General features: G+C 63.7%; 12 protein-coding genes and 1 tRNA gene. 8 read left to right on the forward strand and 5 right to left on the reverse strand.

Going from position 1 to position 12,697, the window contains the following annotated elements; genetic code table 11:
* The first annotated feature begins 49 nt into the window (after nucleotides 1-49).
* Nucleotides 50-1,516 carry an efflux transporter outer membrane subunit gene (locus NCG91_RS17835; protein ID WP_099666777.1) on the forward strand — a complete coding sequence of 489 codons (1,467 nt, stop codon included), beginning with the start codon at nucleotides 50-52 and terminating at the stop codon, nucleotides 1,514-1,516.
* 9 nt (nucleotides 1,517-1,525) lie between these two features.
* Here NCG91_RS17835 and NCG91_RS17840 read toward each other — a convergent pair whose 3' ends face one another.
* The gene (locus NCG91_RS17840) at nucleotides 1,526-2,443 is read right to left on the reverse strand and encodes a LysR family transcriptional regulator (protein WP_251350662.1); all 918 of its coding nucleotides are present in this window, start codon (nucleotides 2,441-2,443) and stop codon (nucleotides 1,526-1,528) included.
* Nucleotides 2,444-2,554: 111 nt separating this feature from the next.
* Here NCG91_RS17840 and NCG91_RS17845 point away from each other — a divergent pair, with 111 nt between their 5' ends.
* Together NCG91_RS17845 and NCG91_RS17850 are read left to right on the forward strand one after the other, a co-directional pair.
* A complete protein-coding gene (locus NCG91_RS17845; RefSeq protein WP_099666779.1) occupies nucleotides 2,555-3,154 on the forward strand; it encodes a short chain dehydrogenase in 600 nt (199 codons plus the stop codon).
* A gap of 111 nt (nucleotides 3,155-3,265) precedes the next feature.
* Complete coding sequence (locus NCG91_RS17850; protein ID WP_251350663.1) at nucleotides 3,266-4,999, forward strand: dipeptidyl-peptidase 3 family protein; 1,734 nt, start codon at nucleotides 3,266-3,268, stop codon at nucleotides 4,997-4,999.
* Nucleotides 5,000-5,061: 62 nt separating this feature from the next.
* Here the strand turns inward: NCG91_RS17850 and NCG91_RS28055 are convergent, their stop codons facing one another.
* The gene (locus tag NCG91_RS28055) at nucleotides 5,062-5,187 is read right to left on the reverse strand and encodes a hypothetical protein (protein WP_285817169.1); all 126 of its coding nucleotides are present in this window, start codon (nucleotides 5,185-5,187) and stop codon (nucleotides 5,062-5,064) included.
* Here NCG91_RS28055 and NCG91_RS17855 point away from each other — a divergent pair.
* The 3 genes from NCG91_RS17855 to NCG91_RS17865 all read left to right on the forward strand — a co-directional run bounded on the left by NCG91_RS17855 (nucleotide 5,174) and on the right by NCG91_RS17865 (nucleotide 8,127).
* The gene (locus tag NCG91_RS17855) at nucleotides 5,174-5,845 is read left to right on the forward strand and encodes a hypothetical protein (protein ID WP_251350664.1); all 672 of its coding nucleotides are present in this window, start codon (nucleotides 5,174-5,176) and stop codon (nucleotides 5,843-5,845) included. The two genes, NCG91_RS28055 and NCG91_RS17855, sit on opposite strands and share 14 nt — an antisense overlap.
* A 104-nt stretch (nucleotides 5,846-5,949) precedes the next feature.
* A complete protein-coding gene (locus NCG91_RS17860; protein WP_251350665.1) occupies nucleotides 5,950-6,681 on the forward strand; it encodes a BON domain-containing protein in 732 nt (243 codons plus the stop codon).
* A 153-nt stretch (nucleotides 6,682-6,834) separates the two neighbouring features.
* Nucleotides 6,835-8,127, forward strand: coding sequence for an MFS transporter (locus NCG91_RS17865; RefSeq protein WP_251350666.1), 1,293 nt, complete (start codon nucleotides 6,835-6,837; stop codon nucleotides 8,125-8,127).
* Between the two features lie 61 nt (nucleotides 8,128-8,188).
* Here the strand turns inward: NCG91_RS17865 and NCG91_RS17870 are convergent, their stop codons facing one another.
* Entirely contained in the window at nucleotides 8,189-10,357 is a 2,169-nt protein-coding gene (locus NCG91_RS17870) for an alpha/beta hydrolase family protein (protein ID WP_251350667.1), read from the reverse strand.
* A gap of 174 nt (nucleotides 10,358-10,531) precedes the next feature.
* Between NCG91_RS17870 and NCG91_RS17875 the strand changes: the two genes are divergently transcribed.
* Together NCG91_RS17875 and NCG91_RS17880 are read left to right on the forward strand one after the other, a co-directional pair.
* Complete coding sequence (locus NCG91_RS17875) at nucleotides 10,532-11,578, forward strand: lysozyme inhibitor LprI family protein (protein WP_251350668.1); 1,047 nt, start codon at nucleotides 10,532-10,534, stop codon at nucleotides 11,576-11,578.
* 3 nt (nucleotides 11,579-11,581) lie between these two features.
* Nucleotides 11,582-12,085: a hypothetical protein gene (locus NCG91_RS17880; protein WP_251350669.1), complete on the forward strand. Its 504-nt coding sequence runs from the start codon at nucleotides 11,582-11,584 to the stop codon at nucleotides 12,083-12,085.
* A gap of 1 nt (nucleotide 12,086) precedes the next feature.
* Here the strand turns inward: NCG91_RS17880 and NCG91_RS17885 are convergent, their stop codons facing one another.
* Nucleotides 12,087-12,485, reverse strand: a complete 399-nt coding sequence (locus NCG91_RS17885; protein ID WP_251350670.1) for a hypothetical protein — start codon at nucleotides 12,483-12,485, stop codon at nucleotides 12,087-12,089.
* 102 nt (nucleotides 12,486-12,587) lie between these two features.
* Nucleotides 12,588-12,663 (reverse strand) — tRNA-Lys (locus NCG91_RS17890).
* Nucleotides 12,664-12,697: the final 34 nt, after the last annotated feature.

Here is a 12,697-nt window from a genome sequence, read left to right on the forward strand (position 1 = left end):
GCACGTGCAGCACCTCAAGAACAAGAAGGTACACATCATGAACACAGTTATGACCAAAATCGCCGCAGCCGCCTCGCTGGCCGTGCTGCTTGCCGCCTGCGGCACCGTGGGCCAGGATTTCAAGGCGCCCGCCAATCTGGCCGGCATCGACACGGCCACGTTCCGCCACGGCGCGGGTAGCGCGGACGCCGCGCAATTGCCGGCCGAATGGTGGAGCGTGTTCGGCGACGACACCCTGAACCGGCTGGAACAAGCCGCGCTGCGCGACAACCCGAGCGTGAAAGCGGCCGGCGAACGCCTGCTGCAGGCGCTGGCGCAAAGCGGCACGGCGCGCGCCAACCAGGGCCCGAGCGTGAACGTCAGCACAGGCATCTCGAACTCGCGCACCTCGGCCAACACCTCGCAGGGCCTGGCCCTGGGCAACCGCTCCATCAGCGGCAACAATTTTTCCGTCGGCGGCACGCTGTCGTATGAAGTCGACTTGCTGGGCCGCGTCAAACGCATGGTCGAAGCGGCGGACTCGCAGGCGCTGGCGGCGCAGGCGGACCGCGACGGCGTGCTGCTGATGCTGTCGGCGCAAGTGGCCAGCAATTACTGGCAGCTGCGGGGGCTGGACGCGGAAATGGCGATTTTGAACGGTGCGCTCGATACGCGCCGCGAATCGGCCCAGCTGGTCGAGGCGCGCTTCAACGCGGGCCTGACGAATGAGCTGGACCTGGCGCGCGCGAAAGTGGAACTGTCGAACGCGCAAGCCGACCTGCATGAAGTCAAGCGCCAGCGCAACCAGCTGGAAAACAGCCTGGCCACCCTGACGGGCAAGCCGCCGTCGGCGCTGCAGCTGCCGGTGGCCGCCGAACCCTCGTCCTTGCCGCTGCCGCCAGGTATCCCTGTCGGCTTGCCTGCCAGCCTGCTGGCGCACCGCCCGGACCTGGTTTCCAGCGTGGCGGGCCTGCGCGCGGCGAATGCGCAGGTGGGCGTGGCCGAAGGCGCGTTTTACCCGTCGCTGCAATTGACGGGCAATTTCGGTTATGCGTCCGAAAAGCTGCGCGATCTGGCGCAGGGCGGTTCGCGCCAGTTCAGTTTTGGTCCGCTGGCCCTGTCCCTGCCCATCTTCGACGGTGGCCGCAACCAGGCCAACCTGGATTTGTCCAAGGCGCGCTATGCGGAAGCCGTGGCGAATCATGAAACCAAGCTCCTGACGGCCTTGCGCGAAGTGGAAGACGCCTTGTCCGACGTGGAGCAGCGCCAGTTGCAGGGCGACGCCCAGGCACTGTCGCAGGCAGCGGCGGCGCGCGCCTACCTGGTGGCGCGCACGCGCTACGAGCGCGGCATCTCGACCTACCTGGACGTCACCGATGCGCAGCGCAGCTCGCTGGCGGCGGACCGCGCCGCCGCGCAGATCAAGACCCAGCGCCTGCTGGCGACGGTCGCCGTGGCCCGCTCGCTAGGTGCCGGGTGGCAGCCGGACGGCGAGCTGGCCAAGCTGGCGTCGGCGCCCGCCGCAAAGGCCAACTAAGCTTCCCGGTTACGTGAGCGTGGCCGGCGGCGGTGTCGCCGCCGGCCCGTAGCGTTCCAGCAGAAAATCGATGAAAGTCGTCAGCTTCGGCGTGGGCTGGCGGTCGCGCGCATACACGAGGTGCATGGGGCGCGGCGCCGGCACGTAGTCGGCCAGCAGCGGCACCAGCTTGCCGGCGGCGATATCGCCGGCCATCAGGATTTCCGCCTGCATGACGATGCCGAAGCCGTGCAGGGCCGCCACGCGCAGCGCCTGCCCATTGTTCGAACGGAAGCGGCTCTCGCGCACGGGGCTGCCGTCATCGTCGCCGCTCCTGGCCAGGCGCCAGCGCACATGGCGCGTCCATTGCATGAAATCCAGGCATTCGTGGCGCGCCAGATCGGCCGGTGTGCGCGGCGTGCCGTGTCTGGCCAGGTAGGCGGGCGCGGCGCAGATCACCATCGCATACGGCCGCAGCGCGCGCGCCACCATGGCGGAATCTTCCAGCTTGCCGATGCGGATGGCGGCGTCGAATCCTTCTTCCACCAGGTCCACCGTCCTGTCGTTCAGGTTCAATTCCAGGCTCACTTCCGGATACGCATCGAGGTAGTCGGCCAGCAGCGGCGCGATGCACTCGCTGCCGAACGACACGGGCGCCGTGATCTTCAGCTTGCCGCGCGGCGCCGTGCGCATGGCTTCCGCACCCCGTTCGGCCGCATGGATGCTGGCCAAAATCTGGCGGCACTGCTCCACATATTGCTGGCCGATTTCCGTCAGGCTTTGCCGCCGCGTCGTGCGCGCCAGCAGCCGCGCGCCCAGCCGTTCTTCCAGGTATTTGATGTGCTTGCCCACCATCACGGGCGAAATCTGGAATGCCTCGGCGGCGGCCGTGAAACTGCCCGCATCGACGACGGCGACAAAAATTTCCATGCTGCGCAATTTATCCATGGCGCCTTGATTGCAAACTGTGGGTTGGTAATCTTGTAAATTCTAGCGTATTTATTCCTTTTTGTAAGCGGCGCATACTGGCTCCATCGTTCAACCAGACAAGGAAGCATCATGAAAATCGTTATCATCGGCGCCAGCGGCACCATCGGCACGGCCGTCGCCGCCCAACTGGCGCAACGCCATGAAATCATCGAGGTGGGCAGCCGCAGCGGCACGCACCAGGCGGACATGGGCGACATCGCGCAAGTGCGCGCCTTGTTCAAGCGCATCGGCAAGGTCGATGCCGTCGTCGTCACGGCCGGCAAGCTGCATTTCGGCCCTCTGGCCGAATTTACGCCCGAGCAATTCCAGCTGGGCCTGGACAGCAAGCTGATGGGCCAGGTCAACGTGGCGCTGGTGGCGCAGGAATACCTGAACGATGGCGGCTCGATCACGCTCACGAGCGGTATCGTGGCCGACCAGCCGATCCGCTTCGGCACGGCCGCCACCATGACCAACGCGGCCGTGGAAGGTTTCGTGCGGGGCGCCGCCATCGAGTTGCAGCGCGGCGTGCGCATCAATGTCGTCAGCCCCACGGTGCTGGAAGAGTCGCTGGAGTCGTATGGCCCCTTCTTCTACGGCTTCGAACCGGTCGCCGCCAGCCGCGTGGCCCTGGCTTACAGCCGCAGCGTGGAAGGTGCACAGACGGGGCAGGTGTACAAGGTCTGGTAAGCCGCTTGCCATGCCATGGGGCAGGTGGGACAATCGCAGGCTGAACAAGGAAGCGGCCGCGCCGTGACGGTGCGGGGCGCTTGCTTGCTGTGAACCATACACCGAGGCCCCATGAAAAACATCCTGATTCCCCTGCTGATGGCCGCCGCCGTCGGCAGCGCCTGCGCCGCGACGCCAGCCGCCGCACCAGCCACCCCGGCCACCGCGCAACAACTGACCAGCATGAGCGCCCGCTATGCGCCCGTCGCGCTGACGGCCGATGTCACGCACCTGTCCGCAGGCGACCGCCAGGCCATCGCCAAGCTGGTCGAGGCGGCCAAGCTGGTCGACGTGCTGCAGCTGCGCCAGCGCTGGTCCGGCAATGAAGCGCTGTGGGCGGCCTTGAAGAAGGACAAGTCGGCCCTGGGCCAGGCCCGTCTGAACTATTTCTGGATCAACAAGGGGCCCTGGTCGGTGCTCGACGCCCACGCCTCGTTCATGCCGGCCAGCTATGCCGGCATCGCCATTCCCGCGCACAAGCCGGAAGCGGGCAATTTCTATCCGCCGGGCGCCACCAAGGCCAGCCTGGAAACGTGGATGAATGGCTTGCCGGCGGACGACAAGCAGCAGGCGCAATGGTTCTTCACGACCATCCGCGCGGGCAAGGACGGCAAGTACCACACAGTAAAATATTCGGATGAATACAAGGTGGAACTGAAGCAATTGGCCAAATTGCTCGACGAAGCGGCCACCGCCACGGACAATGCATCGCTGAAGAAATTTTTGACCCTGCGCGCCAAGGCTTTCCTCGACAACGACTATCTGCCGTCCGACTTCGCCTGGATGGACCTCGATTCGCCCGTCGACATCACCATCGGCCCGTACGAAACGTATAACGACGAGCTGTTCGGCTACAAGGCCGCCTTTGAAGCCTACGTGAACATCCGCGACCAGGCGGAAACGCAAAAGCTGAACTTCTTCGCCAAGCACATGCAGGAGCTGGAAGACAACCTGCCGCTCGACGCCCAGTACCGCAACCCGAAAGTGGGCGCGCTGGCGCCCATGGTGGTGGTCAACCAGGTGTATGGCGCGGGCGACGGCAACATGGCTGTGCAGACGGCCGCCTACAACCTGCCGAACGACGAGCGCATCATCAGCGCGCGCGGCTCCAAGCGCGTCATGCTGAAAAACGTGCAGGAAGCCAAGTTCAAGGCCACCCTGACGCCGATCTCGAAACTGGTGCTGACGCCCGAAGCGCAGCAGGACGTGGATTTCAATTCTTTCTTCACGCACATCCTCGCGCATGAAATCATGCACGGCCTGGGCCCGCACTCGACCGTGGTCGACGGCAAGCCATCGACGCCGCGCCAGGACTTGAAGGAAGCGTATTCCACCATCGAAGAAGCGAAGGCCGACATCACGGGCCTGTTCGCGCTGCGCCACATGATGGACAAGGGGCAGCTGAACGATACCCTGGGCCAGGGCGACGTGGCCGAGCGCAAGCTGTACAACACTTTCCTCGCCTCCGGTTTCCGCACCCTGCATTTCGGCTTGACGGATTCGCATGCGCGCGGCATGGCCATCCAGATGAATTACATCCTCGACAAGGGCGGCTTTGTGTCGCTGGGCGATGGCAAGTTCGGCGTCGATTTCAGCAAGATCAAGCAGGCCGTGATCGACCTGGACCGCGAATTTCTGACCATCGAGGCGACGGGCGACTATGCGCGCGCGCAAGCGATGATGAGCAAATACGTGGTCATCCGCCCGGAAGTGCAGGTGGCGCTGGACAAGATGAAGGCCGTGCCGAACGATATCCGCCCGGAATTCGTCACGGCCCGCGCACTGGACAAGGCGGCGAAGAAATAAGCCCGAGCTTGATTATTATCAGTGTGAAAAGCCGGCGCTTTTGCGCCGGTTTTTTTTCGCCTTTATTTATGAAAAGTTGCCAGTTTTTCCTTGTGGAAATATCCGCGCCGCTTACCCTGCAATGGTTGCTGCCCCATTTGTCCTGTCGCCCCCATGCCCAATCCGCTTTTGCTGATGAGCTTGCTCATCGCCCTATCTCCTTTGCCTGCCGTGGCTGCCGCCAGTCTCACGGATCTGGAAGTGCGCTGGCTGCAGGCGGGCCAGCCCGTGATCGCGTTTGCGCGTGCGCAAGGTTTGCCCATCGATATCATCGTCCAGCCGCAGGAGGCCCCCGGCGCCGTGCCGCTGGCGCTCGGCTACGCAGCCGGGCGCTGCAAGCTGGTGCTGTCCTTGCGCGGCAATGCGCAGGCGGAGGGTATCTTGCAAGATGTCTTGCCCGCGCGCCAAGGTGTGATGATCGAAGCGATGACGGCGCATGAGATCGGCCATTGCCAGCGCTACGCGCAGGGCGACTGGCATGCCTTACCGCGCGGTTTTGTCGAGCCGCGCAGCATGCAGCGGGGCAAGTTGACACCGCTGGCGCAGGAGTTGCGCGAGACGCGCCGCGAAGAGGGCTATGCGGATCTGGTGGCCCTGGCCTGGATGCATGCACGCCACCCCGGGCAGTACAAAGAGGTGCTGGCCTGGATGCGCGGCGTGCGCGCGGCTGGCGAGGCCGTGGATGGTTCGCACGCCACGCAGGCATGGCTGGCGCTGGCCGATGGCGCGGGTGCATTTGATGACTCCGCTTCACCATTTGAACAGGCGCAAGTATTGTGGCGGAAGGGCTTGAGCGGCGACAAATAAACATGATTTTTTCCGCGGATGGCCTGTCAGCGTGTGCTGTCGCACGGAGCTTTGCGTCCGGCAGGGGTCTAATCTGGGCATCAATTAACCAGAGAGGAACCATCATGAACAAAATGATCGCACTCATGCTGGCCGCCAGTGCCAGCGCCTTGCTTGCCGCCACGCCCGCGTATGCGCAGGATGCCTCATACAAGAGTTTGACGGACAAGGCTTCAAATGATTACAAGCAGGCCAAGGCCGCCTGCGACAGCCACAGCGGCAACGCGAAAAAAGTCTGCGTGGAAGAAGCCAGGGTGGCGCGCGCCAAGGCCGATTCGGACGCCGTCGCCCAGTACCGCAACACGCCGCGCGAGCTGGGCAAGGCCCGCAAGGACGTCGCCAATGCCGAGTATGACCTGGCCAGGGCCAAGTGCGGCGACCGCACGGGGGCCGATAAAACCACGTGCATGACCGATGCCAAGGCGGCGAAAACGGCGGCCCTGGCCGATGCGAAAACGGGCGCCAGGGCCGGCACCAATGTGGCGCAAAATCCGCCCGCCACGACGAAGGAAAATTGCGACGCCATGGATGCGACGGCCAAGGCCGCCTGCGTGACGCGCAACGCGGCCGGCAGCACCAAGACGGCCGTGGCCGACTCCGTCATCACCACCAAGATCAAGGCCGACCTCGTCAAGGACAATGACTTGAAAGCACTCGATGTGCACGTGGAAACGGTGAACGGCGTCGTCATGCTCAGCGGCTTCGTGCCTTCCCAGGCGCAAGTGAAAAAAGCGGCCGACCTGGCCCGTGGCGTGGAAGGCGTGACGGATGTGAAGAATGGCTTGAAAGTGAAGTAAGCGCATTTTGCACAGGCGTTAAGGCCAGGACTGGAGTCGTATGCAACAGTGCAGCTCCAGTTTTTTTGATTGTATAAATTACGATCATAATATAACATGAGAAAAACCCGCCAGCAGGCGGTGCTGGGCTAACTCTTTTCTCATGGGGACTGCATGCTTTCCTATCCTTTTTCGCAATGGCTGGAGCGGCGCGGCATGCACTTTGCCTGGGTCATCGTCGCCATCACTTTTCTCACGGCATTAACCTCGTCGGCCGCGCTGGGCTTGCCGGGCGCGCTGATGCAACCCTTGAGCCGAGAATTCGGCTGGGATGCGGAGCAGATTTCCTCGGCCCTGGCCGTGCGCTTCGTGCTGTTCGGTTTGATGGGCCCGTTTGCCGCCATCCTGATGGAGCGCTTCGGCTTGCGCAATATCATTTGCGTGGCCCTGGGCCTGATCGCCGCCGGCATGCTGCTGGCCACGCGCATGACGCAGTTCTGGCACCTGGTGGCCCTGTGGGGCATCTTGCTGGGGTTGGGTTCGGGCATGACGGCGCTGGTCTTGAGCGCCGTGGTGGCGAACCGCTGGTTCGAGACGCACCGGGGCCTGGTGGTGGGCGTGCTGACGGCCAGCTCGGCTACGGGCCAGCTGCTGTTCCTGCCCGTGGGCGCCTGGCTGATCGAGCACTACGGCTGGCGCACGGCCGTCATGCCCGTGTTTGCCGCCTGCGCCATCGTCGCCGTGCTGGCCTTCCTGTGCATGCGCAACCGTCCGCAGGATGTGGCCTTGCGTCCGTATGGCGCCGATCCGGCCACGCCGCTGGCGCCACCGCCAGCAGCGAAGATGACGTTTGCCACGCCCTTTTTGATCTTGCGCAGTGTTGCCGCGAATCGCACCTTCTGGATACTGTTCGGCACCTTCTTCATTTGCGGCCTCAGCACCAACGGCTTGATCCAGACGCATTTCATTTCCCTGTGCGGCGACTCGGGCCTGTCCGCCGTGCCGGCCGCGTCCGTGCTGGCCATGATGGGCGCCTTCGACCTGTTCGGCACGATCCTGTCGGGCTGGCTGTCGGACCGCTATGACAACCGGAAATTGCTGTTCTGGTACTACGGCTTGCGGGGCTTGTCGCTGTTCTGGCTGCCGTATTCGGAATTCACCTTGTACGGGCTGTCGCTGTTCGCCATGTTCTACGGCCTGGACTGGATCGCCACCGTGCCGCCCACCGTCAAATTGGTGGGGGCCACGTTTGGCCGGGAGCGGGCGGGCATGGTGTTTGGCTGGATCTTCGCCGGCCACCAGCTGGGCGCCGCCGTGGCCGCGTATGGGGCGGGCCGTATCCGCACCCTGATGCTGACCTACAACCCGGCCCTGTTCGCGGCCGGCGCCGCCTGCCTCGTCGCCGCGCTGATGGTGCTGGCAATTCAACGCCAGAAGGCGGCCGTGGCCGCCGCCCAGCCCGCATGAAAAAAGCCAGGCCCGCGTGTGCGGAGCCTGGCTTTTTCATTTTTCAAGAACGTTTCAGGACTTATTTGAGGTACTTGGCCAGCCAGCCTTCCAGTTCGCTGTAGAAGAAGCGGCTGTTCTCGCCCTTCAAAATCCAGTGGTTTTCGTCCGGGAAGACAAGCAATTTCGCCGGCACGTTCAGGCGTTGTTGCACGGCAAAGTTCATCAAGGCATTGTTGGCCGGCACGCGATAGTCGAGCTCGCCCACGGTGATCAGGATCGGCGTGGTAAAGCCCGTGCCTTTTTCGTGGTTGCCCGCTTGCATGACCGGGCTTTGGTCGCGCCACACGGGCAGGTTCGACCAGACGGGGCCGCCTGCATTCGTTTCTCGGCCGAAACCGCCGTCGCTGGTGCCCCACTGCATGATCAGGTCCATTTCGCCCGCGTGCGAGACGATGGCCTTGTAGCGCGTGGTGGTCGCTTGCAGCCAGTTGGCCAGGTGGCCGCCATAGCTGGCGCCGCCGGCGGCCAGTTTCGTGCCGTCGATGAATGGATATTTCTTGATGGCTTCATCGACGCCCTGGTTGACTTCGTCGCCCGGGCCCTTCAGCGGGTCGAACTGAATCGAGCGCGAGAATTCCTCGCCATAGCCGGTGGAACCCTTGTAGTCCGTCAGCAGCACGACATAGCCGGGCTTGGCCAATAAATGATAGTTCCAGCGCAGCACGAACTGGTCGCGCCACATGCTAGCCGCGCCGCCGTGGATGACGGTAAACAGCGGATATTTCTTGTTCGGGTCGAAATTGGCTGGCTTGACGAGCATATTGTGGATCTGGCGGCCGTCGGCCGTCGTGAACCAGAAGTGCTCGGGCGCCTGCCAGTCGATCTTATCTGCCTTGTCCGTGTTGAAGGCCGTCAGGCGTTTCGGCTGCTTGCCGTTGAAGGCATAGATTTCCGGCGGGTTGATGGCGGACTCCCACACGCCGACCAAAGCCTTGCCGCCGCTGCTCAGCGAGTTGATGGTGCCCGTCGGCAAGGATGGCTCTTCGCGCACGTCGCCGCCCCTGGCGTCGATCGAGTACAGCTTTTCCAGGCCCGCATGTTCATAGCTGAAGAGGACACGCTTGCCGCCTTCGGGCAGCACGAAGCGCGAAATCGAACGGTCCAGCTTGGCCGTCAGGATGGTCGGCGCAGGGTTGCTCATCGGCCAGGCGAAGCTGGCCAGGCGCTTCACGTCATACACCTTGCCGGGCGTTTGCGCGTCGCTGAGGGCGAACAGGGTCTTGCCGTCGGCGGCAAATTTCAGGGAACCGTAGCTATGTTTGTCCTGCGTCAAGCGCTGCGCTTCGCCGCCCGCCACGGGCAGCAGATACAGTTGCGAGTAGACGGCTTCGCGCTGGGCCGCATCGCGGTTGGTGGCCGCGTTGAAGACGACGGCCTTGCCATCCGGCGTCCAGACGGCGTCCAGCGATTGTCCCTCGTCGCCCTGGCCGCCGCCGAAGCCCGGCAGGGTGACCAGTTGCGTGCCCGACAGGATGTCGCGCGGCGTGTTTTCACCTTTCGTATCAGGCTGCGCATCGACGATGAACAGGCGCACTTGCTTGTCGGTCAGCCATTTGTCGAAGTAGCGGGGCGCCGTCGTTTCATACGAACGGGCGCTGTATTTGCGTTCCTTGCGCTCTTTCGCGCTTTGCTTGACGTCGGCTTCCGTCTTGTTGCCTGGATAGATGTCGCTGATGAACAGCAGTTGCTTGCCGTCCGGACTCCATTTCGGCATGCGCGCGCCCAGGGTGAGCGAGGTCAGGCGTTGCGCTTCGCCGCCGGCGGCCACGTCGAGGCGGTAAATCTGGCCCGCTTCATCGCCGTCGCGCTTGGCAACGAAGACCAGCTGGCGGCTGTCCGGCGACCAGGCCACGGCGCTTTCGCCGCCCTTGGAAGAGGTCAGGCGGCGCGCGGGGCTGTCGTCAAGCAGCGACTTGATCCACAGGTCGGACGATTGGTCCTTGTTGTCGTAGGCGCTGTCGACCACGGAAAACACGGCCCATCGCCCATCGGGGCTGGCGACGGGCGCGCCCACCCGTTTCATCAGCCACACGTCTTCATGCGTGATGGCGTGCCTGGCGTTGGTTTGTGTGGCGGCAACTGGCGATGCCGGCGTGGTATCGGCGGCGTGGACGGTCGTTGCCAGCGAGGCGCAGGCCGCTGCGATCAGCAGCGAGCCGAGGGAACGGCGAAGACGGGGTGAGGTCATGGGCGTGGTCCGGAGTAGTGAAAAAAGTACAGCGGGCAACATTATTGCCTATCGTTTCCTGCACTGCCAAGGCTGTGTACCGTTACTTACCAGGCCGGCGCACGCATGGCGGACGGGTGGGGCGTATCCGATCAGTTAAACTTGCCGCTTTACTCACGCTGGCGACGATTCAACATGAAAATTAGTCTACCTTTATTGAAAACGCTATTGCTGGGCGCAAATTGCCTGCTGGCCGCCCCGGTTTTTGCCGCTGCCGCCGCACCGTACCCGAATACGAGCGCCATGGGCGTGGGTCACGCGGAAAGCACGGCCTGGTATGCGGGCTGCCTGAAGGTCAAGGATGCGGCGCCGCCGCCGGCCGACTTGCCGGCGCCGTCCGCCGCGGCGTCCCTGCAGCAATGCCAGGCAAAGGACCTGTATTACGATACCAAGAGTATGTCCTCGCCCAAGCCGGCCGACTGGCGTCCCGCGCGTCATTGCGCCATGGCCACGCAGAACAGCGCCGTCTTGATGATGCTGTACCAGAATGGGCAGGGCGTGCAGAAAGACCCGTTGCTGGCACTGAAGTATGCGTGCAGCATCGATGCGGCGCCGGCCGAGATGCAGGGGCGCATCGAACACTTGCAGCAGATCAATGCCAGCGGACGCGGCATGATCGACCTGTGCGACGACATTACCAGCGGCTACATGATGGGTGTGTGCAGCGCCATCGATGCGCGGCAAAAGCAGCGCGTGCGCGCGCAGGCGACCGGCAAGATCAGCGACGCGATGCCGGCCGTGGCGCAAGCGTCGCTGCAAAAGCTGCAGGCGGCGGCAAGCAAGTTTGCCGATGCGCGCGCGGCGAATGAAACGGATTTGAGCGGCACGGCGCGCGCCGCCCTGAGCATCGCCGCCCGCGCGGCCGAGCTCGACCAGCTGGCGCACGATCTGCGCGAGTATGAAGCGGGCAAGTTGCCAGAAAGCATGTCCAAGGAACAGGCGGCGGCGCTCGACAAGGAACTCAACGCCATCTACGCCAAGCTCATGAAAAAGCCGGCGGAAACCCATGCGGGCGCCGTGGGCAAGGATGGCATCCGTGCCACCCAGCGGCTGTGGCTGGCGTACCGCGACGCCTGGATGAATTTTGGCGCCGTGCGCTATCCATCCGTGACGAGCGAGACCTGGGCCGGCCGGCTGACGTCGCGGCGCAATGTGCAACTGCAAGATTTGCTGGGGAATTGAGCCATGCGGGAAGCCTACTACCACGAAGACGATTTTTGCATGATCGAATTGTTGCCGCTGGATAATTTACAGCATTGCCTGACGCAGATGGGCGAGCAGCAGGCGTTCGCCGACGCGCACCGCAGCGGCGCCGGCTGGACGGACATTTACGTGCCCGAGGCGCCGCCGTCGCCGCTGCGCGCGCTGGGCCTCACGGCGGACCAGCTGCGCCTGGCGCTGGCCGATGCCTTGCCGCCCTACGACGCCGTCTACACGGGCTACAGCAGTTACCGGGTGGAATGCAAGAACGTGCTGGCCTTCGGCGGCGAGCACACGGAAACCCTGTTCGCCGGCCTGGACGACAAGGGCATCGTGTGCGACCTGTGGTGCAGCGATGGCATGCCTGAGCTGTTGCTGCTGCCCTTGAAGGAACGGTTGCTGCTGGCCGACTGGGGCGCGGGGTTTGCCTGTCCGTTGGCCGATGGGGAACTGTTCGCCCGTTATCTGCAGGAATACGAACTCGACTGATTTATTCGCAGGCGATGGCGTTCGGCTGCGCCACTTTGATGACCGACGCCAGGCGCGCCATGTCGTTGCCGTCGCCTTGCTCCACATACGGTTGATATGTATCAATGACGATGCGCGCGCGGGCTTGCCAACCGCAATTGTCGGCCTGGCGCGCTGGCACGCGCAGCAGCCGCCGCGCCTCGCCATCGTTGCTGAAACAAAACCACGCATCGTGCGTGGCGGCAGGCCGGGGCAAACGGCCCCACTGCGCCTTGTCGGGCGCGAAGCAGACGCGGTTGCCGATGATCTCCAGGCTCATCTCGTCCGTGCGCGCGCTGTACTGGCCGTCGAGCACGATGGGCGTTTGCGCCTGCGCGGACAGGCAGGCGCAGGCCAGGAGGAGGGTGGCGGCAAGTTTCATGCGTTTCTTTCAGGGCGGGCAAGACGAAGGGCCAGTATAACCGGGGGCCGGAAACGAAAAAAGCCAATCCCGGAGGATTGGCTTTTTAGTACTGCGCATTCGTGGTAGGCCGTGCGGGATTCGAACCTGCGACCAACGGATTAAAAGTCCGCTGCTCTACCAGCTGAGCTAACGACCCGAAAGAGGCCGCATTATATATCAGTTGAAAAAGA

This window comes from Janthinobacterium kumbetense (genome assembly GCF_023703445.1).
Lineage (GTDB): Bacteria > Pseudomonadota > Gammaproteobacteria > Burkholderiales > Burkholderiaceae_D > Janthinobacterium > Janthinobacterium kumbetense.